This window comes from Pontibacter sp. HSC-14F20 (assembly GCF_019599265.1).
Taxonomy (GTDB): domain Bacteria; phylum Bacteroidota; class Bacteroidia; order Cytophagales; family Hymenobacteraceae; genus Pontibacter.
Genome location: NZ_JAHZTC010000012.1, coordinates 86,193 through 109,209, shown reverse-complemented (window position 1 = coordinate 109,209; position 23,017 = coordinate 86,193). Strand labels below are relative to the sequence as shown.

The window sequence follows — 23,017 nt, the reverse complement described above, 5'->3', positions numbered from 1 at the left end:
AATGGGTATGCTAATCTTTGAGCGTGTTGTAGTCGCCAATGCTCAGGTCTGACTGGCGGCCTTCATAGGAAACAAAATTACCTACCATTGAGTTTGCTATGTTCCCGTTTTTGATGGTCGACTCCTTCTGAACGATGGAATTGCTCAAAATAGACTCCAGTACGCTGGTGTTGTCTCCAATAGAAACGTGCGGACCTACAACTGAATTGTGGATCACGGCATTCTCTCCGATATACACGGGCGGAATGATGACAGAGTTCTGGATATCAGCCGACGCGGCTACCAGGTCCTTCTCATCCTTGATATACTCTAAATAGCGTTGATTCGTGTAAACAGTTGCATTTTTATTGCCACAATCGAGCCATTCGGAGATAACGGCAGGAATAAATTTCGTGCCTTTGTTTTTCATGTTCTCCAGCGCATTTGTCAGCTGGTACTCGCCCTTGTCTTTGATATCGTTGTCGAGTAGGTACTGCAGTTCGCTGCGCAGGTAGGCACCATCTTTAAAGAAGTAGATGCCAATGATGGCCATGTCCGAAACAAACTCCTGCGGCTTCTCTACAAAGTCGGTGATCTCGTTATTGTTGTTGAGTTTGATCACGCCGTAAGGACGCGGATCCTCTACGCGCTGCACCCAGATGGTACCGTCGGCGTTGGTGTCGAGCTGGAAGTCGGCTTTGAACAGGGTGTCGGCAAAAGCCACGACTACCTTGCCTTCCAGCGAGTCCTGCGCGCACATGATGGCGTGTGCTGTTCCCAGGGCTTCTTCCTGGTAAAAAATGCTGCACTTGGCGCCTACTGACTCGGCGATTGCTTTCAGGTCGCGCTCCACGGCCTCACCAAAGTGACCGATTATGAAAGCCACTTCCTCGATCGGCTCGTGGCATACTTTGGCAATATCTTCTACCAGGCGCTGCACGATCGGCTTGCCTGCAATAGGTATAAGTGGTTTAGGAACAGTAAGTGTGTGTGGGCGCATACGCTTGCCCATACCTGCCATAGGTACAATAATCCTCATAGCTGCTAGTTTATGGATTGAAAAATGTAGCCAGACGAGGAGCCCGGCCACTATTGGTTTTGATTAATACTGTATTTTGAATGTTTGGTTTAAGCCCTTTCCAAAAAGAAGAAAAAGGCTGGCTATACCTTGTATTGATGGTTAAGCTGCGGTTACTTAGTGCCCGTGCTTCCGTAGCCGCCTGCGCCGCGCTCGGTGTCTGTCAACACCTCCGCTTGCGCCCATCCCACACGCTCATAACGTGCTACCACCATTTGGGCGACACGTTCGCCATCCTCTACCACAAAGTCCTGGTCCGACAGGTTAACGAGCAGCACCTTAATCTCACCACGATAGTCGGCATCAATAGTGCCGGGGCTGTTCACAATGGAAATGCCGTGTTTATACGCCAGTCCGCTGCGTGGTCTGATCTGCGCCTCGTGTCCTTCGGGCAGTTCAATGAAAAGACCGGTAGGTATAAGGGCGCGCTGCAGTGGCTTTAGCGTAATGGGTGCTTCCAGGTTGGCACGCAGGTCCATTCCTGCCGAGTGCTCCGTTTGGTAAGAAGGGAGCGCATGCTTTGATTGGTTAATGACTTTAACCGGTAAGTTCGTTGTGTTCATCTATTAAAGATAAAGATTATTTTTTAGTTAGAAAGTACGCCCGCTCCCTGAACCAGACCACCGCCAGGAAGACGCCTGAGAGCGACAGGTGGTATGCATGGCGCAGCCAGAAGTTCTCGACAGGTATAAAAAAGGCTACTGCTACCAATACCGTTGCCAGCGCGATATAGCCTAAAATGGTTTTGACAGGGTATGGGATCGGGTAGTGCACATTGCCCAATAGGTATGTCGCCAGTGCCATACCTGCATAGCAAAAGAGCGTGGCAATGGCTGAGCCCATGTACCCCAACACAGGTATAAGAAGCAAGTTTAAAACAATGGTAACAGCGGCGCCTCCAAAACTGATGTAGGTGCCGAAATGGGTTTTGTCTGTCAGCTTAAACCATACGGTCAGGTTGTAGTAGATTCCTAGGAACAGATTGGCCAGCAACAGCACTGGCACCACCATCAGGCCCTCGTGGTATTCGGGGCCGATTAGCAAGGCGAAGTCTTCCAGATTAGTCGAGATAAAGAGATAAATGAAGGCGCAAGCGATCACAAACCATTTCATCACCAGGGCAAAGGCCTGAGGAGAGTCTTTCTCCTTTGACTGCGAGAAAAAGAAAGGTTCAGCAGCATAACGGAAAGCCTGTATAGTGAGCGTCATGAAGATGGCAAGCTTGTAGCAGGCGCTGTATATACCTACTGCCGCCATGTTGCTGGTGCCCGGATAGAAACCTTCGGGCAGGTAGCGCTCTAAAAGTATCCGGTCGATCACTTCATTGACCATACCTGCCAGGCCCATAAACATGAGTGGCCAAGCATAGCGCAGCATAGGTTTGAGTTGCTCTACATCCAGCCTGAAGCGGAAAATGCGCAGCTCCTTCCACAGCATAGGCAACAGCAGTGCATTGGCCACTAGGTTAATCACAAAGATATAGCCGACTCCAAAATTCGGATTGTACAGGTATGCGGTTAGCGGTTGCAGGCTCTGTAGGTATTGACCTTCATAGATGTGCCGCAACAGTACCAGGAAAAACAAATTGGCACCCACCGTTAACAGAATGTTGGACAGTTTGATGGAGGCAAACTTAATAGCTTTGTTCTGATGCCGGAGCCAGGCAAAAGGTATGGCCACCAGCGCATCGATCGCCAGCACCAGCGCCAGCCAGATAATGTATTCCCGATGCTCCGGGTACCCGATGTAATCTGCAATTTGCTGTGAAAATAGAAGCAGTATACCTGTGAGAATCGTGCTGCTGGCCAGAATGGCGCTCAGCACCCGGTTATAAACCGTTTTGGGGTCTTGCTCAGGTTTATTGGCAAATCGGAAAAAAGCCGTCTCCATGCCGTAGGTATACACCACGTTGAAAAAAGCCACAAAAGCATACAGGTAGGAGACCACCCCATACTCCTCTGGCAGGAACACACGGGTATATACCGGTACGAGCAGGTAGTTGAGGGCGCGGCCCACGATGCTGCTCAGTCCGTAGGCAGCCGTTTGCCCGACCAGTTTTTTGGCAATGCTCATGCGTTTGTTTTAGGGCAGGGAGGTATAGGTATCAGCTGAAAAAGACAGAACGCGCTATACCTGCCTTTTATGATAGGTATAGCGCGTTGCAGGAGGTGTAAAATTAAGCGCCTTTGAATACGGGCTTGCGTTTCTCGAGGAATGCGTTCGTTCCTTCCACAAAATCTTCTGATGAGCAGCAGCGGGCAAACGAATTCGCCTCTGTCTGGTAGCCATCTTCATCCTTATCGTACACGGCATTCACACAGTCGATTACCAGGCCGATGGCCAGTGGCGCCTTGGACAGAATCTTGGTCATGATTTCCATACACTTCGGCATCAACTCTGCGGCTGGCACCACGTGGTTTACCAGACCGAGCGCTTTGGCTTCGTTAGCGCCAATCATATCGGCGGTCATCATCAGTTCCATAGCTTTACCTTTGCCGATAAGTTGGGTCAGGCGCTGTGTGCCGCCATAGCCAGGTATAAGGCCCAGGTTTACTTCGGGCTGACCAAAACGGGCCACTTCGCTGGCAACGCGCATGTGGCAGGCCATGGCAAGTTCGCAACCTCCACCCAATGCAAAACCATTTACTGCAGCAATTACGGGCTTGGTGCAACGTTCGATCATACTGAAAACCTCCTGTCCGCGCTCCGCAAATCCGCGGGCATTCACATTGCTCAGTTCTGAGATCTCCGAAATGTCAGCACCTGCCACAAAGGCTTTCTCACCAGCACCAGTAAATATAGCCCCCTTTACAGCAGGGTCGTCATAGACTTGCTGTATGGCAGCTTTTATCTCCTTGATGGTATCGATGTTGAGGGCATTGAGTTTATCTGCACGGTTTATCGTGATGACCAGAATGCCGTTGTCAAGGTTGAGCAGCAGGTTTTCGTATAAAGACATAGTTTAATGCTGTATGGGTGTTTAGATAACAGCAGCAAATATAGCAGTGATTTGCTTAAATCCCTAAAATGCAATCTGGCAATGGTCCAGTTCAAATGCCAATCCTCCAAAGTTTCATACCTGATTCTTTCCTCCGGTGCTGATTTGTTATATTTGCGCAATTTTTAAACGTATTACGCTCACTTTATACCTTATTTTCATGTTTAAGGCCTCCTTGCGCATTTTTACGCTCTTTTTCTTGCTGACACATTTTACCTTATCCGCCGCTTCCGCCCAAGACACACCGGCTGATACAGCAGCAGTGCAAAATATCTGGAACTTTGGCGGAGCCGGTACAGTCAATTTCAGCCAGGTGAGTCTCAGCAACTGGGCAGCCGGAGGCCAGAGTTCGTTCTCGGTATTGGGTATCCTGAACCTATACGGTAATTATAAAAAAGGCAAAAATACCTGGAACAATACCCTCGATCTGACTTACGGCACTGTAAAACTGCAGGATCAGCGCCTGCGCAAAAGCGACGACCGCCTGGAGCTGAATTTAAAGTATGGACGTCAGGCTTCGAGCAAATGGTTTTATACCGTGCAGCTGAACACCCGCACCCAAATCAGCCCGACCTATACCCCTGAGCGTGATTCGGTGGTTTCCAACTTTATGGCACCCGCTTTTATGCTGGCCTCCATCGGTATGGACTACAAACCCAATCCCAAACTTTCGATCTTCATTTCTCCTTTTACTGGCAAGTTCACGGCAGTGCTCAACCAGCGCATGGCCGACTATGGGGCATTCGGGGTGGAGCCAGCCCAGCGCGACCTAGAGGGGAATCTTATACCTGGTACCGGGGAGCGTTTCCGTGAAGAGTTTGGTGGGTTTGTGAATGTGCGCTTCAAAGATGAGATTTTTAAGAATGTGACCCTGCAATCAAAAGCCGACTTGTTCTCCAATTACCTGCGCAACGCGAAGAATATTGATGTGAGCTGGGAGAATTTGGTAAACTTTAAGGTGAACAAATTTTTGTCAGCCAGTCTCTTCCTGCACATGATCTACGACGATGATATTTTGATCGATATAGACCGCAGCGGAGATGGCACAATGGATGGGAAAGGTCCTCGTTTGCAGCTAAAAGAAACTATGGGAATAGGACTTTCTTACAAATTTGAATAGTAAACTTTTTTCCACCACTTCGTGTTATTCACTAAAAATGTATACTTTAGCGTATAATGTACGTTGTATAGATACATTATCAAAAGTGGATTTATGAAAAAAGCCATATCATTACTGTTTTCTTTAGCTATCCTGCTGTTTGTGTCCGATGCGATGGCACAGACTTCCAGTTCTTCGAGCACTTCGCTGAACGCTGGGAAAGATGAGTACTGGGGTACTGCCAGAGTGCAGGAAAAAGGTACTACTGTTGATGCCGTTGGTACCCGCGCTGCCGGTATGGATGCTCGCTGGAATGCTTATGAAAATTCAAACCGTACCCGCTTCACCAAGGACCGCATCAAGGGAAGCAAACGCATGGAAGCCATTCTGAAAAAAGAGAAAGAGATGCACCGCAAGCACAAGCGCGACAAACGTCGTCTGGCCCGGATGTCATTATAATTAGCTTCTTCTAAAAGCACAAAAAAGCCCTGCCTGTAATTTAACAGGCAGGGCTTTTTTTGTGCTTCTATATGGTGCTGTCAGTATTGGGATAGGTATAGCGCTGTATGAAATTTATACCTCAGGTATAGCCGGATACTTGTGTTTGTATGTGTCCTCAAAGTAGATGCCCGATGCAACTGTACCACAGTAAAAGCAGGCCAATGCAACAGGTATAGCCAGCCACATCAGGTATAGTTTCTCGCTTTTAACTTACTCAAAACAAAAGGCTCCCGCTTTCGCAGGAGCCTTTCTTATGATTCATGAAATCAGTTGTACTACAGCGTACGTTTCACTTCTTTCTCTACGTATGCCTCGATCACGTCTCCGATCTCGATCTCGTTGTATCCTCTCAGGCTGATACCGCACTCGTAGCCCTGGCGAACCTCAGCCACATCGTCTTTGAAACGCTTAAGGGCCAGGATCTCACCATCGTGTACTACGATGCCGTCACGCACGAGACGTACCTTGGAATTACGCTGGATAGAGCCGTCTGTGATCATACAGCCTGCAATCGTACCAACCTTCGTGATTTTGAACACATCGCGCACTTCAGCGTTACCTGTGATCTCCTCTTTCATGGTAGGAGCAAGCATACCTTCCATTGCGTCTTTCACCTCGTTGATCGCATCGTAGATGATAGAGTACAGTCGAACATCAATCTGTTCCTGCTCTGCCAGTCTGCGGGCATTTTGCGAAGGACGTACCTGGAAGCCGATAATGATCGCATCAGATGCCGAAGCAAGCAATACGTCGGATTCTGAAATGGCACCTACACCTTTGTTGATGATATTCACCTGCACTTCGGCAGTTGAAAGCTTCAACAGGGAGTCAGAAAGTGCTTCTACTGAACCGTCCACGTCACCTTTCACAATTACGTTCAGCTCCTTGAATGTACCGATCGCCAGTCGACGGCCAATCTCATCCAAAGTGATGTGCTTACGTGTGCGCAGGCTTTGCTCACGCTGCAGTTGTGCGCGGTTGCTTGCAATCTCACGGGCTTCACGCTCCGACTCCATTACCTGGAATTTGTCACCTGCCTGTGGCGCACCATCAAGACCGAGCAACTGTACCGGTGTAGAAGGCCCGGCCACTTTCATTTTGCGACCGCGGTGATCAGTCATGGCTTTTACTCTACCATAGTGAGAGCCAGCCAGTACCACATCGCCTATGTTCAACGTACCGGTTTGTACCAGCACAGTGGCTACGTAACCGCGGCCTTTGTCAAGTGAGGCTTCAATTACTGTACCCACTGCATTTCTGCTCGGGTTCGCCTTGAGCTCAAGTAACTCTGCTTCAAGCAGTACTTTCTCCAGCAGGTCTGGTATACCTTGACCTGTTTTGGCAGATACTTCCTGCGATTGGTATTTACCACCCCACTCTTCGACCAGAATGTTCATCTGGGCAAGTTCCTCACGCACCTTATCCGGGTTGGCGCTTGGCTTGTCAATTTTGTTGAGTGCAATAATAATTGGTGAACCAGCAGCTTGTGCGTGGTTGATCGCTTCTTTTGTCTGTGGCATTACCGAGTCGTCGGCGGCTACCACAATGATTACAACGTCCGTAACCTTGGCACCACGGGCACGCATGGCTGTAAAGGCTTCGTGACCAGGTGTATCGAGGAAAGTAACCGTACGGCCACCTTCGGTTTTCACGCTGTAGGCACCAATGTGCTGCGTAATACCGCCGGCTTCGCCAGCAGTTACGTTGGCATTTCGGATATAGTCAAGGAGGGACGTTTTACCGTGGTCAACGTGACCCATGATAGTCACAATTGGGGCACGATCCAACAGGTCCTCTTCGTTCTCCTCAAGTGCTTCTTCCAGTGCCTGCTCATCTTCTGATGTGATGAACTCAACTGCATAGCCAAACTCGTCTGCAATGATGGTGATGGCTTCCGCATCAAGGCGTTGGTTAATGGATACGAACATACCCAGCTGCATACATACCTTGATAACATCATTCACGCTCACGTTCATCAGCGAGGCGAGGTCATTGGCGGACACGAATTCTGTTACACGCAGGGTCTTCGACTCTGCCTGCTCCATCAAACGACGTTCTTCTGTTGCATCGGCAATCGCAGAGCGTTTCTCACGACGGTATTTGGCACGGTTACCACCGCCGCCTTTGCCGCCGCTCAGCTTAGCCAGTGTGGCTTTTATCTGCTCCTGGATTTCCTTATCTGTTACTTCCGCTTTTTCTACGCGTGGTCCCGGTGCATTGCGTGGCCCACGGCCGCCTGGTCCGCCAGGACGCTGTCCCGGACGATTACCCTGGTAGCCTCCGCCACCGCCACCTGTGTGCTGTATTGGGCGAGCCTGTGGATTGGCAACACTTTGTCCCTGGTTCTGACCGCCACCCTGTTCCGGGCCGGCCACAATAATGCGCTTGCGCTTTTTCTTCTTACCTGCCTTCTTGTCATCAGAAGACGCTACCGGCTTGGTGCCTTTTCTACGGGAGCTGTCTGGCAATTCAATCTTGCCTAGCACCGTAAGGCCTTTCAGCTGGTCGGCTTTTGCTGTAATTGTTTCTATTTGTTCTGGTCCTTTTTCTTCAGGAGTTGTAGGTGCCGGCTTTTCCGGGGCCTGTGATTCCGCTGCCTGCGCAGGAGCTTGTTCTTTCTCAACTGGTTTTTCAGCTGGTTTCTGTTCCGCAGCAGGGGCAGGAGGCGTTGCCGGCTGCTGTGGTGTTTCAATTTTTGGAGCTTCCACTTTAGGGGCTTCCACTTTTGGTGTTTCGGCTGCAGGAGCGGCAGGTGTTTCCTGCACAGGTGCTGCTGGCTTCTCCACCGGCTTTTCTACCTGAGGGGCAGCAGCAACAGGCTGCTCCGGCGCTTTTGCTTCCGGAACTTTTGGCTGCTCTGCAACAGGCGCCTTTGGCTCTTCTGCTTTAGGGGCGGCTGCCTTTGGTATAGGGCGGCCTTTAGCGTCAAGCTCTATTTTGCCGAGTACTTTTATACCTGGGAGTTTCGATTCAACAGGTGCTGGCTCAGGTGCCGGCTCTGCTTTTGGCTTCGCCTCCGGAGCATCGCCTTTCGGCTGCTGCGCGTTCTTGATCAGAATCTCCTGCTCAGGTTCTGTTGTTTTCTTTGGCTCGTGATGCGGCTCCGATTCCACAACCTGGTTGCTTTGTGGTTTCTTGCCGATGTTGAGTTCTTCTGCCTCAATCTTGTCTTGCATGGAAGAGGCGAACTCCTTAGCCAGCATACCGAACTGCTCTGCCGTGATTTTGGTAGTGGGTTTGTTTTCCACGTCAAAGCCTTTAGCAGAGAGGTAATCCACAATGGTAGCTGTACCAATGTTTAAAGTAGTTGCAACCTGTTTGAGCCTCCTGATTTTGTCTTCTGCCATGTTCTGATATGCTGTCTTTATTTATTCTGTTAATATACTATAGTTGCCTTGCAAGGTATAGAACCGAGCCCCATTGCTGTATTTTTTTCAAAATTACAGCAATGGGGCGCAACTCACAACTATTGATTGTCTTCTTCTTCCAACTCTTCGCGCAGGATAGAGAGCACGCTTTCGATCGTCTCTTCTTCCAGTTCTGTTCTGCGAAGCAGGTCTTCTTTCGAAACAGCCAGTACACTCTTGGCTGTGTCCAGACCGATGCGACGCAATTCTGCAATCACCCAGTCCTCGATTTCGTCTGTAAATTCTTCCAGGCTGATGTCTTCTTCGTATACTTCAGACTCTCTGAATACGTCGATTTCCATGTCAACCAGTTTGCTGGCCAGTTTAATGTTCTGTCCGCCTTTACCGATCGCAAGCGATACCTGGTCTGGCTTCAGGAACACCGATACACGGCCGTTCTCGTTGTCTATTTTCATGCTGGTGATCTTAGCCGGGCTAAGAGCACGCTGTATGTATAGCTCCAGGTTGTCGGTGTAGTTGATCACGTCGATGTTCTCGTTCTCCAGTTCGCGTACGATGCTGTGGATACGGGAACCCTTCATGCCCACGCAGGCACCTACCGGGTCAATGCGATCGTCAAACGATTCTACGGCTACTTTGGCACGCTCGCCGGGCTCACGCACAATTTTTTTAATGGCGATCAAACCGTCATAAATCTCTGGTACCTCGTTCTCGAACAAGCGCTCCAGGAATGCAGGAGATGTACGGGAAAGAATGATTTTCGGATTACCGTTCACGATCTCAACACGCTGTACCACAGCACGCACTACATCACCTTTGCGGTAACGGTCTTTCGGGATCTGCTCACCTTTCGGGATCAGCAGTTCGTTTTCTTCCTGGTCGAGCAGCAACACCTCGCGGTTCCATACCTGGTATACCTCACCGGAAATAATCTCGCCAACAAGGTCCTTGTATTTCTGGAACAGGAGTTCTTTCTCCATGTCCTTGATGCGCTGAATCAGGGTTTGGCGGGCAGTCAAAACAGCACGGCGACCGAAGTCCTCCAACTGTATCTCTTCTGATACCTCTTCACCCACCTCAAAGTCAGGTTCAATCTTCTGTGCCTCTGATAAGGCGATCTTGTCATGATCCCAGATGTCCTCCGAGTTGTCGTCCACAATTTCGCGGTTGCGCCAGATCTCCAGGTCACCCTTCTCCACGTTCAGGATGATGTCAAAGTTCTCGTCGGTGCCCCACTTCTTGCGGATCATGGTACGGAATACATCCTCCAGGATGCGCATCATCGTCGGGCGGTCTATGTTCTTGAATTTCGCAAATTCAGCGAACGACTCGATCAGGACTGAACTGTTCATTATTTTATCATTTAAAAGATATTACAACATTTGCTTTTACAATCTCCCCGAAAGGTATTTGCACAGGCTCATACGTTGCCTTTTTGCCTTTTTGTTTGATTTCTTGTGTCAGGCTTATACCTGTTTCTGTCACCTCTTCCAGCTTGCCGGTTTTCTCGGTGCCATCCTGCATTTTCAGTTTCAGGTTGCGGCCAATGTTTCGCATATACTGCTTTGGCTGCGTGAGCGGAAAATCCACACCCGGTGAGCTCACCTCCAGCACATAAGATATTTCCTCGCCATACTCCTCCGCGATCTTTGAATTGACGCGGCGGCTGATGGTAGCGCATTGGTCAATGGTAATGCCCTGCTCGCCGTCAGCCAGCACGGTTATCTTGGGACGCACCGCCGAATCAGACACTGCCACATCTACGATGAACAGGTCATTTTCCGGTAGGCTGGCCTCAGCCATAGCGCGAATACTTGGTGCCGTTATTGCCATAGTCACTTAAAGAAAATAAAGAAGGGGACCTCGCGTCCCCTCATCTCCTTGGAAATAATGTCACAAATTTACTATAAAAACATTATATAAACAACAATAAGTGTTTAAGTACGCTGTAATTATATGGTTTCTGGAGATTTCGGACGGCTTTTGGATGGCAAATGCGGGCTGCCGGAAGGGCTTCGGTTCTGTAACATTAACCTGCGTGCGAAAAGTTCTGCTTTTTAGAACACTACAGCCCGCACAACTAAATATATTCTGAAGCGAGGCTTGATATTCCTACAAGCATAATTTGTAAGTTTGCCACCGTGGCAGGTACATTCAAACAAATACGCCGGAGAATCTGGCTGATCCTGAATATCCTGGTGGTACTTTGGTTGCTGCTGGGTGTGTTGAGCATGCGCGTGCCTCCCTACGAATTCTGGCCTGCCGGCTTTATGGCCTTCTCGCTGCCCGGTGCTCTTGTCCTCAATTTTTTGTTCTTTGTTTACTGGCTGCTGAAGCGCTCGTGGTATGTTTTTCTGCCGCTTGCCGTGATCGGTCTAGGCTGGAACCATTATGGTCGGCTGTTATCTGTTTCATGGGATAAGGAAGTGCCGATGGGCGCTAAAACCCTCGAGGTGCTCAGCTTCAACGTGCATATCTTTAACGCTTACGAAAAGATTGTGGAGGGCGTGCCGCGTGTGTCGGAAGAGATGGTGGATTGGGTAGCTACGCACCCTGCCGATGTGTTCTGTCTGCAGGAGTTTTATAGCCGGGTCAATTCTACTGAGTTCAATAATTTTAACCGGATCGGGAAGCGATATGACAGGTATGTTTTCTCGTCGACCTACCAGAGTGACCGTATTGTTTCTGACGTTGGGGTCGTGATTTTCTCAAAATATCCTATCATAAGAGGTAATACGCTCTACTTCTCAAATACTTCAAAACGCAGTGCCAACCGGGCCGCCTGGGTTGATATCAATGTGAAAGGAGATACGGTTAGGGTATATGCTGTACACCTGCAGTCGATGAGCATCAGGGCTGCAGATATCGAAAATACCTACTCTGCAATTGGCGATGAAGTGAGCTTTAAGAAAGAAAGCCGCAACCTGGCTCGTCGTTTGCGCATGGGTTTCCGGGCCCGGGCTATGCAGGTACAGCAGTTACTCGACCACGTCAAAACTTCACCCTATCCGGTTATTGTGACGGGCGACTTCAACGATATTCCGTTTAGCTATACCTACAGTCAATTGGTAAGTGAACTGAACAACTCGTTTGAGAAAGCCGGTAACGGAGTGGGGGCCACTTACAACGGTCCGCTGCCATTCCTGCGTATTGATAACCAGTTCTATAGCGAAGGGCTGGAGGCCTACGATTTTAAAACGCATTACGAAATGCCGCTTTCTGACCACTTCCCCATCTCGGCCACCTATGTCATCAAGCCGAAGGAGGAGTAAGGCACTGACGGTATATTTTCTTAATTTTGAACTTTGGTTTGCCAGTGAGGTTAACCGAGAAAATCAAGTATAAACAGAAGGCATGCCCTGTGCGCATGCTGTGCATATCCATACCATGCAACACAAACTGAACCTGTACAATACGCTTACGCGCAAACGAGAACTGTTCGAACCGCTGCACGCTCCCTTTGTGGGTATGTATGTCTGCGGGCCGACAGTATACGGCGAGCCGCACCTGGGCCATGCCCGCAGTGCCGTTACCTTCGATGTGCTGTACCGTTACCTCAAATACCTGGGCTACAAAGTACGCTACGTGCGCAACATCACTGACGTTGGCCATCTGGAAAACGACGCTGACGAAGGCGAAGACAAGATTCAGAAAAGAGCCAAGCTGGAGCACCTCGAGCCGATGGAAGTGGTGCAACATTATACCAATGTATATCAGCAGGACATGGCCACGCTCAACGTGAAGTCGCCGGATATAGAGCCACGTGCTTCCGGTCACATCATTGAGCAGATCCAGATGATACAGGAGATACTCGAAAACGGGATGGCCTACGAGGTGAACGGCTCGGTATACTTTGACGTGCCAGCCTACCATAAGCATAACAACTATGGCAAGCTTTCCGGCCGCATTATCGAGGACCTGCTGAGTAACACCCGCGACACTGAGGGACAGGGCGAGAAGCGTTCTCCAATGGACTTTGCGCTCTGGAAAAAAGCATCGCCGCAGCACATCATGCGCTGGCCTTCGCCCTGGAGCGACGGCTTTCCGGGCTGGCACCTCGAGTGCTCGGCCATGAGTCGCAAGTACCTTGGCGAAACTTTCGATATACATGGTGGCGGACTCGACCTGATGTTCCCACACCATGAATGCGAGATTGCGCAGAGCCAGGCCAGCCACAGCCACTCCGATGCCGCCCGTTACTGGGTGCACAACAACATGATTACGGTGAACGGCCAGAAAATGGGTAAGTCGCTGGGCAACTTCATTAACCTGAGCGAACTCTTCAACGGCAACCACAAAATGCTGGAGCAAGCCTACAGCCCGATGACGATTCGTTTCTTTATCCTGCAGGCACATTACCGCAGCACACTCGACTTTAGCAACGAAGCACTGCAAGCCGCCCAGAAAGGGTATCGGAAGCTGATGAATGGCCTGCGCGTACTCGAGAAACTGGAGTATCCGGAAGAAGGTATAGGTGCACCGGATGAGAAGCTGAACGCAGAACTGATCAAGCTGACAGAAGATTGCTTCCGTGGCCTGAACGACGACCTGAACACGGCCCGTACGATTGCATCGCTCTTTAACCTGCTCAAGAAAATCAACAGCCTATACCTGGGGCAGTTGCAAATCGGGGCGCTGACACGTGGCACTTTCGATGCCATCCGTTCAACCTATACCGAACTGGTAACCGATGTGCTGGGCCTGAAAGATGAGCCGACCGCTGATATGGAAGAAATGCTGGGGCTGGTACTTAGTTTCTACAAAGAGGCCAAGGAGAATAAAGCGTACGATAAGGTAGATGCCATTCGTGCTGAACTGAAGAAGCAGGGCATCGTGATAAAAGACCTGAAAACCGGAATAGACTGGGCTTATGAAGAATAATATGAAGCTACTGGCCATGCTGCTGTTTGGTACGATGGGGCTTAACAGCTGCGACTCTTCTGAGAACGGAAGCAACAGTGAACGCGTTTCAACTGCCGAGGTGGAAGAAGCTATCGTGCACGCACCGGAGTTCAATGCGGACTCTGCTTACTTTTTTGTAGATCATCAGGTGGCTTTCGGGCCGCGTGTACCCAACACGGCAGAGCATTACAAAACAGGGGAGTGGCTGATCGAGACACTAAGAAGCTACGGTGCTGAGGTACAGGTGCAGACATTTCAGGCGCGTGCTTTTGACGGTACTATGCTGAATCTGCGCAACATCATCGGCACCATCAACCCCAACGCAGCCAAGCGGGTACTGCTGGCGGCTCACTGGGACACACGCCCCTTTGCCGACAAAGACGACAAGGATCAGAACAAACCGATTGACGGTGCTAACGACGGTGCCAGCGGTGTAGGTGTACTGCTCGAGATTGCCCGCACCATTCAGGCTGCTGAGCAAAAACCAGGTATAGGCATTGATATCATTTTCTTTGACGGCGAAGACTACGGACGTCCTGACAACAGTGACTACCCTTACATGCAGGACGACTGGTGCCTGGGTTCGCAGCACTGGAGCAAAAACAAGCACACCCCGAATTACAAAGCGAACTATGGCATCCTGCTCGATATGGTGGGCGCCGAGAATGCCAAATTTGCCCGCGAAGGCACCTCCATGCAGTATGCCCGCAACATTGTGGACAAGGTATGGCGTGCCGGCAATAAGATCGGTTACTCCGACTACTTTAAGTATGTGAATGCTCCGGCCATAACCGACGACCATTACTATGTAAATACAATAGCCGGCATCCGTATGATCGACATCATTGAGTACAACATGGCAAATCAGGACGACTACTTCGGGCACTATCATCACCGCCATACTGACTCGATGGACATCATCAGCAAAAACACCCTGAAAGCAGTAGGCCAGACTGTGCTGCACGTGCTGTATAACGAGTAAGGTTATACCTGACTAACATAAAAAAAGGCGCTCCATGGAGCGCCTTTTTTTATTGGCTTACTACAGCGGGAAGCACATTGTCTTCAATCATCTTTTGTATGGTGAGCTCAGCAAATTTACTGGCTGCCTTGCGCAGGCTACGGGGGCTGTGCGACTTGGACTGTGCTGACCATACCAGGCGATCCGTGTTGATGTCGTAGAGGTTTGTTTCGAGGTAGTATACCTTGTCCTCGGTGTAGTAACCCGGGTCATAGAGTGTAGGGTACCAGTAGGTATAGTAGCCCCTGAAACTGCCATACCACATAAATCGCGTCACAGGGCGATACCCCATGTTGCCGGGCACATAGCGGGTTTCAGTTTGCTCGTCTACCAGAGCGGCGGTGAGGATAGCATCGTGTCCGTCTGCTTTAATGCGCTCGATGAGCAGATTAACATCAGGGCTGGCTTTGGCGGTGGCTGAGGGCGGGAACAAATCGATGCTGCGGGTGGCCTGGATGCCGCGCGTTTGCAGCTGCGCCTGCAGGTCATTCTCCACTTCCTGCCGGGCCAGCAGATTATCGGTCAAGGCGGCCACAACCACCCGCCGGTAGTTCTGAGCTTCGATATCAGAGCTCTTCCAGGACCCCATAATTTGTGTAGAAGAAGTACAGCCTGCTATACCTGTCAACAGTAACAGAAGTGGCAGCCAGGCGTTTGTAAGAAGTTTGCGTTTCATATCGAACGTGCATAACATGCTTATACCTACTGCTTTGTATAACGAGTGCAGAATTGAATTAGGTTTAGGTATGATCAGGTATAGACAGACCCGGAATTTAAAGTTTTTTGATCGTCAGGTATAGAGCAACATTTTAATGCGGTATGCGGTATGTTGGGGCAGTATATCTGTGAAGTAATCAGAAGGCATGATAATTTCTGAAGTATACAAAAGCATTATATATTTGTCCTGCAATTCAATACGTCCCTTTATTAAAAACCATTAAAAAAATGTCGTACGATAACATCGTTTCCTTACTGGGTTCTGAAGCGGAGAACCTGCTTCAGTATGAAAGTAAAACAATCTCCAAGGACCTGATCCAGGCACCGGGACCTGACTTCGTAGACCGTGTGTTCTCGCAGTCTAACCGTAACCCGCAGGTATTACGCAGCCTGCAGCAGCTCTTCAATCATGGTCGTCTGGCGGGTACCGGTTACCTGTCCATCCTGCCCGTGGACCAAGGTATAGAGCACACAGCTGGTGCCTCTTTTGCTCCAAATCCGATTTACTTCGATCCTGAGAACATCATCAAATTAGCGATGGAGGGTGGTTGTAACGCGGTGGCCACTACGTTTGGTAACCTGGCGATGATGTCCAGAAAGTACGCCCATAAGATTCCGTTTGTAGTGAAGATCAACCACAACGAACTGATGACTTACCCGAACAAGTTCGACCAGATCATGTTCGGCTCCGTGGACGAAGCCTGGAACCTGGGTGCTACGGCTGTGGGTGCCACCATTTACTTCGGTTCTGAGGAGTCTTCGCGTCAGATCGTAGAAGTGGCAGAAGCCTTCGAAAGAGCGCACCAGTTAGGTATGGCCACTATTCTTTGGTGCTATGCCCGTAACAATGCTTTCAAAAAAGATGGTATAGACTACCACGTAGCAGCTGACCTGACAGCGCAGGCCAACCACCTGGGCGTAACGATTCAGGCCGACATTATCAAGCAGAAATTGCCGGAGAACAACGGCGGTTTCAAGGCGGTTGGTTTTGCCAAGACCCACGAGAAAATGTACTCGGAGCTTTCTTCTGACAACCCGATTGACCTGGCTCGCTACCAGGTGGCAAACTGCTACATGGGCCGTGCCGGTCTGATCAACTCCGGTGGTGAGTCGAAAGGTGAGTCGGATCTGGCGGATGCTGTGCGCACAGCTGTTATTAACAAGCGTGCAGGCGGTATGGGCCTGATCTCTGGCCGTAAGGCATTCCAGAAAGACATGAAAGTTGGCGTGGAGTTGCTGAACGCGATTCAGGACGTATACCTGGCCAACGACATTACACTTGCGTAATCTGTAGCAGAACTGCTGATTATTAACTAATTTTACAGCCTGCTTTGGAATTGCTCTTTTGTGAGTATTCCGGAGCAGGCTATATTTGTGCCCAAATCTGCCCGGTTTGGAAAGAGGAGTATGGCAGAACAACCATTTAATGTGCAGCACGCACGCCCGATACGATTATGATGCCTTGGTTTAAACGAGTAGAAAAAGGAATTATCACACCGACAGAGGAGAAGAAAGAAACTCCGGACGGCTTGTGGTTTAAGTGCCCGGATTGCAAAACAGTGACCAGCATGACCGAGCACCGCAAAAACCTGAAGACCTGCGTGAAGTGCAACTACCACGACCGTATTGGCTCCAAGGAATATTTTGCCATCCTGTTCGACGACAATAAATTCACGGAAATGGATCAGGACATGAGCTCGGGCGACCCGCTGAACTTCACTGACTCCAAGCCATACCCGCAGCGCATTGTCGAAACAGAGCGCAAAACCGGTTTGAAAGATGCCGTGCGCACTGCCTACGGCAAGTCCGGTGGCAAAGACATCACCATCGCCTGTATGGACTTTGCCTACATCGGCGGCTCTATGGGATCTGTGGTGGGTGAAAAGATTGCCCGCGCCATTGACCATGCCCGCAAGACGCGCACCCCTTTCATGATGATCTCAAAATCGGGTGGTGCCCGCATGATGGAGGCAGGCTTCTCGCTGATGCAGATGGCCAAGACCTCTGCTAAACTAGCCCTGCTTTCAGAAGAAAAACTGCCTTATATTTCCCTGCTCACCGACCCGACTACTGGTGGCGTGACTGCGTCTTACGCCATGCTGGGCGATTTTAACATTGCCGAGCCGGGTGCGCTGATTGGTTTTGCCGGCCCTCGTGTTATCAAAGAAACGATTGGCAAAGACCTGCCGAAAGGCTTCCAGAGTGCGGAGTTTGTATTGGAGCACGGCTTCCTTGACTTCATTGTGGATCGCAAAGAACTGAAGCAACGTCTGGTTGACCTGCTGGGTATGATCATGCCTGCCACTGCAGAAAACGCCGGTGCTGCCAAAGTTCAGAAAGCTGCCAAGCCGGCATAGACGGATTGCATTAAAATTTCAGACTAAAAGAGCCTGTTAGTGTCGCTGACAGGCTCTTGTGCTAGTACTCAAACATGACAGAATATAAGCTGAGCGGGTGCAAACAAACTTTTTCAGCAGCTGAAAGTAATAGTTTGGGTAAAGCACAATATTGTGCCTACGTTTGGCATTAGTATTGCGAAAGCACAAAAGCAACACAACTCGTATTAAGTAATACTACTATCAACCAATAACCATTTTTTTAATTTTATCACATGACTATGAAATTAGTAAAACTATCGTTGACATCGATGCTGGCTGTAACTATGCTGTTCACTTCGTGCCAGACAACAGCTCCTACCACTTCTGGTACAGGCGATACGTCAACCACAACAGGTAACAGAACTGATACAAGCACTACCGGTCAGGAAAAGACAGGTATGAATAAAACCACCAAAGGCGGTATTATCGGAGCTGGCTCCGGCGCTGTTGTAGGTGGTATCATCGGTAACCGTATGGGTAACACAGCAGCCGGTGCCATTATAGGTGCTGCTGTAGGTGGTGCCACTGGTGCGGTGATCGGTCGCCGTATGGACAAGCAGGCTGAGGAACTGGAGAAGAGCATGGAAAACGCCAATGTAGAGCGCGTGGGTGAGGCTATCCGCGTTAACTTCGACTCTGGTATCCTGTTCGCTGTGAACTCAGCTGAACTGAGCGCCGCTGCTAAGAAAGATATTGCTAAACTGGCAGAGACGCTGAAGAAGTATGATGGCACCAACATCATCATCGAAGGCCATACTGACAACACGGGTAGCCGTGAGCTGAACCAGGGCTTATCTGAGCGCCGTGCACAGTCGGTAGCTAACTACGCCCGCACACTTGGTGTAGAAGCATCGCGTATGGAGGCCAAAGGATATGCCTTTGATCAGCCTATTGCTGACAACACAACTGCAGAAGGTCGCCAGCAAAACCGCCGTGTGGAGGTTATCATCGTAGCAAACGAGGAGCTGAAAAAAGCTGCCGAAAGCGGTGAAGTAAAATAAGGTATCAGGTATAGCACCTGTACGAAAGCGCCTGTCGGGTATACCTGGCAGGCGCTTTTTTGTGCACCAGATTTTTATTGAAAACCTGCTCTACAGGCTGCAGAAGCCACATTTTAACGGCTTTTGCATATTCTGTAATTAGTTTACGTATATACTTTGTCTAATGCAGAATAACAAGGTTTAGTGGTAATGGGCTGGTTATTAGTAGTTTGAGCGTGATAAGTAGTGCAACTGCTATATGCGGATACAACATTTTAATACATTTTGAGTATTAAGGGCTTAATCTGACAACTATAATTGAAATTTAAAAAGCAAAAACAATGAAACATATTAGAATTTATTTATTAGTCCTGGCCGTATTCGGCTTCTTATTTAGTTCTTGTAATGCCAGTCGTACGGCCAAAGGCGGCGCCATCGGTGCCGGTGGTGGTGCCGTAGTAGGTGGTGTAATTGGTAAAGTAGCCGGTAACACAGCAGCAGGTGCTATTATTGGTGCTGCCGTAGGTGGTACGGCTGGTGCCCTGATTGGCCGCCGAATGGACAAGCAGGCCGAAGAGCTGCGCCGTGACCTCGAAAATGCTAAAGTAGAGCGTGTAGGCGAGGGTATAAAAATTACCTTCGACTCCGGTATCCTGTTCGATGTAAACTCTGCAGAGCTGCGTTCGAATGCACAAACTGACATTCAGCAGCTGGCAACTACGCTGAAGAAGTACGAAGATACAAACGTGATTATTGAGGGCCACACCGACAACACCGGTAGCCGTGATCTAAACCAACGTCTGTCGGAGCGTCGCGCTGAGTCGGTAGCTAACTATACTACACAGCAGGGTGTGGCACGTACCCGCATCACGACACAGGGCTGGGCTTTTGACCACCCGGTAGCCGATAACTCTACAGCAGCTGGCCGTCAGGCTAACCGTCGTGTAGAGATCGCGATCTTTGCAAATGAGAAAATGAAGAAAGCCGCTGAGCGGGGTGATTTGTAGTCATTAAACAGATCTTAAAAAAGCCAGCTATGCCAATCAGGTATAGCTGGCTTTTTTTGTGCTAGCTTTCAGAACCAACGGCTTGCTTGCGCCTGCGGAAGACGATAGCAAACCCAATGGCTATACAAGCCCCTGCAAAGGCCAGCACCATGTCTTTTTGCGCATCCCAAATATCGCCCTGCATCCCCAGGTAGGCCATTCCCTGTTCATCTCCATCATACACAAGGTCCGCCACAACCCACTCTACAATTTCGTACAAGGCGCCCAGCGACAGAACAAGCGACAGTGTGAGTACACTGCTTAAGAAAATGCTCAGGTTAAAGCCACGCCTTGCAATTTCATACAGTGGGTATGTGAGCATTAGTCCGAAGCCAAAGTGCACCAGGCGGTCGTAATGGTTGCGCTGGAAATTAAACGGTCCTTTCATCCATTCTCCAAACGGGTTGTCGGCATACTGGTAGTAGCTGCCGTACACGTGCAACATCATAAACAGGAAAATCAAGGTATAGCTGGGATCGGTGAGGCGGAAGATGTTGTAAAATGCCGCCAAAAGGATCACCACGGAAAGCGTGAGCGAGTTTTCGATGAGCCAGTTGAGCAGGTCTGGTGTGGTAATGCCTGTGTACGCCAGGAAAACCAGGAAAATAGCAGTATAAGCTATGTGTAGCGGCTTGCGAAGGAAAGGTAGTTTGTTCTCAGAGCGAAAAGTCATTGTAAAGGTCATGTGCCAACTGGTTTTGTGCTTTAATACAGCATTAACCTAAAATTGATACACATGTTTTGCGCAATAGGATACATGCTTTCGGTAAAGCGTCAGGCCAGTAGGTCTTTTTGGTAGAACACCAGTCTAATCGGGTTATCCTCCGGATTCTGCGTTGGGTCACAGTGGTAGCCGAACATCTCTACGCCATTCATGTGAGGCAGCAGCTTTTTGTAGAAAGTATGGCCCGTGTTTTCCTGGTTGAAGGTAATGTCGTGATACACGCAAGTAGCCAGTGAAGGCATGCGGCTCAGTCTGTCGAACAGTATGTCAGGCTTGCCGAGGTCACCGGAGTATACGATGCGGTTATCCTCTTCTTCAAAAATGTAAGCAAACGACTGCAGCCCTTCTGAGTGCATACCGTAGGTATTGACGGCCTTTATACCTTCAAAATGCTCCAGAGGCACGAACTCAGCATACTTATCCGGGTTCTTCACCTGTATTTTGAGGAACTCGTATACCTGCGCCTTGAATTGATCGGTCGGGTATAGGATGGTTGGCTTCGGGGCTTTGTCTATCACATGCTTGTGCAGCAACAGATTGGCCAGGCTGCCGCAATGGTCGTTGTGCAGGTGTGTGAGCAGGATGTAGTCTACCCGATGCAACAGATTTTTGTGCACCAGCGTCGGGTATACCGTGAAGCCACAATCTAGCAGGACACATTTTTCCCGTACCGTTACCAGAGCAGCAGAGTTCAGATAATCGATGTCAAAGGCACCTCCTGTCCCTAAAAATTTAATTTGCATTGAGTGAAAATTAATACCGGTTTGGGCTGAGACTACAGGTATAGCGGGAATCGAAATAAATTGTTGTGATATATTACAATTTTTATGAGTAAATGTTCAAGCAATTACAGTCGCTCTTTGCTACTGTAATTGCCGTAAACGCCATTTAAGGAAAACCGTTAATTAAGAACTGGCTAACTTAAATACAATATGGAAGGATATGAGCTACCTGCTGAGGAAAAAATAATGATTACCCACGAGCTGCTGAACCAGGAGTACAAGCCCTTGAAACTTGATCCGCGTCGCAGCCACATGCACGAGCTGATCTCGACCATGCTCTCGCACCGCACCAACCACAAAGACGAAGAAAAGGCCTTTTATACCATGATGGAGCGTTTTGGAGACTGGGAAGGAGTGATGAACGCTCCTTTTGATGATCTGGCCGATGCCATCAGCACGACACGTTACCCGGGGCAGAAAGTGCCCCAAATTCAGGAAACGTTGCGCATCATCAAAGAGGAGCGGGGAGAATTCAGCATCGATTTTTTGGAACAGATGCCGGTAGAGGAGGCGCTGGCCTGGCTGACGCGACTACCGGGTGTAGGGCTCAAAACGGCAACGCTGGTGCTACTGTTCAACTTCAAAAAGCCGGTGCTACCCGTTGATACGCATGTGTTCCGGGTAAGCCAGCGGGTGGGGCTGATCGGAGCCAAAGTCACGGCTAACAAAGCACATGATATCCTGCTGGAGCTGCTGCCTAATGATGCGGTGGTGCTTTTTAATTTTCACAAGCACCTGCTCAAGCACGGGCAGAAGATCTGTACTTGGTCATACCCGAGGTGCGAGAAGTGTGTGTTGAACGGAATTTGCAACTACTACAACGCAGTGCGGGCGAAGGGAATTGATAGAGCTGCCTGACAAACTTAATCCAGCTTATCTTTCAGCTTTTCCCAGTCCTGTCGCTTCAGTTGATAAACAAAGCACAGATCCTCGTTGAACTGTCTTTGCTCCAAGAATCGGAAGCCAAGGCGCTCGTAGAACCGGTGCGCTCTCACATTCGAAGCCAACGGATCAATAAGAACGGCCGTCACCCTGGCGTCTTCGAAGCACCAGCGTCAGGTGCATTATCTGTGTTCCGTAGCCTTTGTTCAGGCAATCTCTTTCACCAATCCAGATATCGACAGCCTTGAGGTTAGGCGGTACATCGCCCCAGTAATGGGACTCTTCCTGTGCCGGGTCAATGATCTGAACAAAGCCAATAGGACGGCCATTGAGTACTGCTACGAGCTGCTTACGCCAGGCTAGGTCGCGCTGCAGTTCTATTGCCCAATCCCAGTCATCGTTTGGGTCAGCGTCTATCACGTGAGGTTCCTCGTCCCATTTTCGAAGAAGCGCCAGATCATCGATCGTTGCTTGCCGCAGTTGGATGGGATGTGATGCAGAGGCCATGGTATACTGGAAAGTGGGTTATAAGATTTTTACGATTAATGTAGAGGGAGTGAGG

General features: G+C 49.6%; 22 protein-coding genes. 10 read left to right on the top strand and 12 right to left on the bottom strand.

All coding sequences use genetic code 11. From position 1 onward, the window contains the following. Positions 1-10: 10 nt before the first annotated feature. The 4 genes from K3G39_RS13135 to K3G39_RS13120 form a co-directional block, all read right to left on the bottom strand. Positions 11-1,018, bottom strand: a complete 1,008-nt coding sequence (locus tag K3G39_RS13135; RefSeq protein WP_220626618.1) for a sugar phosphate nucleotidyltransferase — start codon at positions 1,016-1,018, stop codon at positions 11-13. A gap of 152 nt (positions 1,019-1,170) precedes the next feature. After that, positions 1,171-1,620, bottom strand: coding sequence for a dUTP diphosphatase (dut, locus tag K3G39_RS13130; RefSeq protein ID WP_220626617.1), 450 nt, complete (start codon positions 1,618-1,620; stop codon positions 1,171-1,173). A 16-nt stretch (positions 1,621-1,636) separates the two neighbouring features. Further along, positions 1,637-3,130, bottom strand: a complete 1,494-nt coding sequence (locus K3G39_RS13125; RefSeq protein ID WP_220626616.1) for a lipopolysaccharide biosynthesis protein — start codon at positions 3,128-3,130, stop codon at positions 1,637-1,639. Between the two features lie 103 nt (positions 3,131-3,233). Beyond that, positions 3,234-4,016 (bottom strand): enoyl-CoA hydratase/isomerase family protein, encoded by a 783-nt coding sequence (locus K3G39_RS13120; protein ID WP_220626615.1) that lies wholly within the window; start codon positions 4,014-4,016, stop codon positions 3,234-3,236. A 199-nt stretch (positions 4,017-4,215) separates the two neighbouring features. Between K3G39_RS13120 and K3G39_RS13115 the strand changes: the two genes are divergently transcribed. Together K3G39_RS13115 and K3G39_RS13110 are read left to right on the top strand one after the other, a co-directional pair. Then, positions 4,216-5,175, top strand: a complete 960-nt coding sequence (locus tag K3G39_RS13115) for a DUF3078 domain-containing protein (protein WP_220626614.1) — start codon at positions 4,216-4,218, stop codon at positions 5,173-5,175. 93 nt (positions 5,176-5,268) lie between these two features. Beyond that, complete coding sequence (locus K3G39_RS13110; protein WP_220626613.1) at positions 5,269-5,613, top strand: hypothetical protein; 345 nt, start codon at positions 5,269-5,271, stop codon at positions 5,611-5,613. A 317-nt stretch (positions 5,614-5,930) separates the two neighbouring features. Here K3G39_RS13110 and infB read toward each other — a convergent pair whose 3' ends face one another. The 3 genes from infB to rimP all read right to left on the bottom strand — a co-directional run bounded on the left by infB (position 5,931) and on the right by rimP (position 10,826). After that, positions 5,931-9,002 (bottom strand): translation initiation factor IF-2, encoded by a 3,072-nt coding sequence (gene infB, locus K3G39_RS13105; RefSeq protein ID WP_220626612.1) that lies wholly within the window; start codon positions 9,000-9,002, stop codon positions 5,931-5,933. 119 nt (positions 9,003-9,121) lie between these two features. Further along, positions 9,122-10,375: a transcription termination factor NusA gene (gene nusA, locus K3G39_RS13100; RefSeq protein ID WP_220626611.1), complete on the bottom strand. Its 1,254-nt coding sequence runs from the start codon at positions 10,373-10,375 to the stop codon at positions 9,122-9,124. A gap of 7 nt (positions 10,376-10,382) precedes the next feature. Then, positions 10,383-10,826 carry a ribosome maturation factor RimP gene (gene rimP, locus K3G39_RS13095; protein ID WP_220626610.1) on the bottom strand — a complete coding sequence of 148 codons (444 nt, stop codon included), beginning with the start codon at positions 10,824-10,826 and terminating at the stop codon, positions 10,383-10,385. 338 nt (positions 10,827-11,164) lie between these two features. Here rimP and K3G39_RS13090 point away from each other — a divergent pair, with 338 nt between their 5' ends. The 3 genes from K3G39_RS13090 to K3G39_RS13080 all read left to right on the top strand — a co-directional run bounded on the left by K3G39_RS13090 (position 11,165) and on the right by K3G39_RS13080 (position 14,907). Next, the gene (locus K3G39_RS13090; protein ID WP_220626609.1) at positions 11,165-12,295 is read left to right on the top strand and encodes an endonuclease/exonuclease/phosphatase family protein; all 1,131 of its coding nucleotides are present in this window, start codon (positions 11,165-11,167) and stop codon (positions 12,293-12,295) included. Positions 12,296-12,377: 82 nt separating this feature from the next. Further along, complete coding sequence (cysS, locus tag K3G39_RS13085; protein ID WP_255594310.1) at positions 12,378-13,904, top strand: cysteine--tRNA ligase; 1,527 nt, start codon at positions 12,378-12,380, stop codon at positions 13,902-13,904. Further along, positions 13,894-14,907 (top strand): M28 family peptidase, encoded by a 1,014-nt coding sequence (locus K3G39_RS13080; protein ID WP_255594308.1) that lies wholly within the window; start codon positions 13,894-13,896, stop codon positions 14,905-14,907. The genes cysS and K3G39_RS13080 overlap by 11 nt, the downstream gene beginning before the upstream one ends. 49 nt (positions 14,908-14,956) lie before the next feature. On the opposite strand, the gene K3G39_RS13075 is transcribed toward K3G39_RS13080, so the two are convergent. Continuing rightward, positions 14,957-15,622, bottom strand: a complete 666-nt coding sequence (locus K3G39_RS13075) for a hypothetical protein (protein WP_220626608.1) — start codon at positions 15,620-15,622, stop codon at positions 14,957-14,959. A gap of 269 nt (positions 15,623-15,891) precedes the next feature. Between K3G39_RS13075 and K3G39_RS13070 the strand changes: the two genes are divergently transcribed. From K3G39_RS13070 to K3G39_RS13055, 4 genes are all read left to right on the top strand, one after another. Further along, positions 15,892-16,950 (top strand): class I fructose-bisphosphate aldolase, encoded by a 1,059-nt coding sequence (locus tag K3G39_RS13070; protein WP_220626607.1) that lies wholly within the window; start codon positions 15,892-15,894, stop codon positions 16,948-16,950. A gap of 170 nt (positions 16,951-17,120) precedes the next feature. Beyond that, complete coding sequence (accD, locus tag K3G39_RS13065) at positions 17,121-18,020, top strand: acetyl-CoA carboxylase, carboxyltransferase subunit beta (protein WP_220626649.1); 900 nt, start codon at positions 17,121-17,123, stop codon at positions 18,018-18,020. Between the two features lie 260 nt (positions 18,021-18,280). Then, complete coding sequence (locus tag K3G39_RS13060) at positions 18,281-19,042, top strand: OmpA family protein (protein WP_255594306.1); 762 nt, start codon at positions 18,281-18,283, stop codon at positions 19,040-19,042. Between the two features lie 320 nt (positions 19,043-19,362). Then, positions 19,363-20,028: an OmpA family protein gene (locus K3G39_RS13055; RefSeq protein ID WP_220626606.1), complete on the top strand. Its 666-nt coding sequence runs from the start codon at positions 19,363-19,365 to the stop codon at positions 20,026-20,028. Positions 20,029-20,089: 61 nt separating this feature from the next. Here the strand turns inward: K3G39_RS13055 and K3G39_RS13050 are convergent, their stop codons facing one another. Further along, positions 20,090-20,752, bottom strand: a complete 663-nt coding sequence (locus tag K3G39_RS13050) for a DUF2238 domain-containing protein (protein ID WP_255594304.1) — start codon at positions 20,750-20,752, stop codon at positions 20,090-20,092. 89 nt (positions 20,753-20,841) lie between these two features. Further along, positions 20,842-21,534 (bottom strand): MBL fold metallo-hydrolase, encoded by a 693-nt coding sequence (locus K3G39_RS13045; RefSeq protein ID WP_220626605.1) that lies wholly within the window; start codon positions 21,532-21,534, stop codon positions 20,842-20,844. A gap of 189 nt (positions 21,535-21,723) precedes the next feature. Between K3G39_RS13045 and nth the strand changes: the two genes are divergently transcribed. Further along, complete coding sequence (gene nth, locus K3G39_RS13040; RefSeq protein ID WP_220626604.1) at positions 21,724-22,431, top strand: endonuclease III; 708 nt, start codon at positions 21,724-21,726, stop codon at positions 22,429-22,431. A gap of 5 nt (positions 22,432-22,436) precedes the next feature. Here the strand turns inward: nth and K3G39_RS20915 are convergent, their stop codons facing one another. Both K3G39_RS20915 and K3G39_RS13035 read right to left on the bottom strand, forming a co-directional pair. After that, on the bottom strand, positions 22,437-22,604 hold the full coding sequence (locus K3G39_RS20915) for a hypothetical protein (RefSeq protein ID WP_370627261.1): 168 nt from the start codon (positions 22,602-22,604) through the stop codon (positions 22,437-22,439). Next, positions 22,585-22,962 (bottom strand): GNAT family N-acetyltransferase, encoded by a 378-nt coding sequence (locus tag K3G39_RS13035; protein WP_255594303.1) that lies wholly within the window; start codon positions 22,960-22,962, stop codon positions 22,585-22,587. Before K3G39_RS13035 ends, K3G39_RS20915 begins: the two co-directional genes overlap by 20 nt. Between the last annotated feature and the right edge of the window lie 55 nt (positions 22,963-23,017).

Excerpts from the sequence above, each read along its gene's own strand:
- K3G39_RS13135 (WP_220626618.1), bottom strand. The coding sequence starts at position 1,018 with ATGAGGATTATTGTACCTATGGCAGGTATGGGCAAGCGTATGCGCCCA.
- dut (WP_220626617.1), bottom strand. The coding sequence starts at position 1,620 with ATGAACACAACGAACTTACCGGTTAAAGTCATTAACCAATCAAAGCAT.
- K3G39_RS13125 (WP_220626616.1), bottom strand. The coding sequence starts at position 3,130 with ATGAGCATTGCCAAAAAACTGGTCGGGCAAACGGCTGCCTACGGACTG.
- K3G39_RS13120 (WP_220626615.1), bottom strand. The coding sequence starts at position 4,016 with ATGTCTTTATACGAAAACCTGCTGCTCAACCTTGACAACGGCATTCTG.
- K3G39_RS13115 (WP_220626614.1), top strand. The coding sequence starts at position 4,216 with ATGTTTAAGGCCTCCTTGCGCATTTTTACGCTCTTTTTCTTGCTGACA.
- K3G39_RS13110 (WP_220626613.1), top strand. The coding sequence starts at position 5,269 with ATGAAAAAAGCCATATCATTACTGTTTTCTTTAGCTATCCTGCTGTTT.
- infB (WP_220626612.1), bottom strand. The coding sequence starts at position 9,002 with ATGGCAGAAGACAAAATCAGGAGGCTCAAACAGGTTGCAACTACTTTA.
- nusA (WP_220626611.1), bottom strand. The coding sequence starts at position 10,375 with ATGAACAGTTCAGTCCTGATCGAGTCGTTCGCTGAATTTGCGAAATTC.
- rimP (WP_220626610.1), bottom strand. The coding sequence starts at position 10,826 with ATGGCTGAGGCCAGCCTACCGGAAAATGACCTGTTCATCGTAGATGTG.
- cysS (WP_255594310.1), top strand. The coding sequence starts at position 12,378 with ATGCCCTGTGCGCATGCTGTGCATATCCATACCATGCAACACAAACTG.
- K3G39_RS13080 (WP_255594308.1), top strand. The coding sequence starts at position 13,894 with ATGAAGAATAATATGAAGCTACTGGCCATGCTGCTGTTTGGTACGATG.
- K3G39_RS13075 (WP_220626608.1), bottom strand. The coding sequence starts at position 15,622 with ATGAAACGCAAACTTCTTACAAACGCCTGGCTGCCACTTCTGTTACTG.
- K3G39_RS13070 (WP_220626607.1), top strand. The coding sequence starts at position 15,892 with ATGTCGTACGATAACATCGTTTCCTTACTGGGTTCTGAAGCGGAGAAC.
- accD (WP_220626649.1), top strand. The coding sequence starts at position 17,121 with ATGCCTTGGTTTAAACGAGTAGAAAAAGGAATTATCACACCGACAGAG.
- K3G39_RS13060 (WP_255594306.1), top strand. The coding sequence starts at position 18,281 with ATGAAATTAGTAAAACTATCGTTGACATCGATGCTGGCTGTAACTATG.
- K3G39_RS13055 (WP_220626606.1), top strand. The coding sequence starts at position 19,363 with ATGAAACATATTAGAATTTATTTATTAGTCCTGGCCGTATTCGGCTTC.
- K3G39_RS13050 (WP_255594304.1), bottom strand. The coding sequence starts at position 20,752 with ATGACCTTTACAATGACTTTTCGCTCTGAGAACAAACTACCTTTCCTT.
- K3G39_RS13045 (WP_220626605.1), bottom strand. The coding sequence starts at position 21,534 with ATGCAAATTAAATTTTTAGGGACAGGAGGTGCCTTTGACATCGATTAT.
- nth (WP_220626604.1), top strand. The coding sequence starts at position 21,724 with ATGGAAGGATATGAGCTACCTGCTGAGGAAAAAATAATGATTACCCAC.
- K3G39_RS13035 (WP_255594303.1), bottom strand. The coding sequence starts at position 22,962 with ATGGCCTCTGCATCACATCCCATCCAACTGCGGCAAGCAACGATCGAT.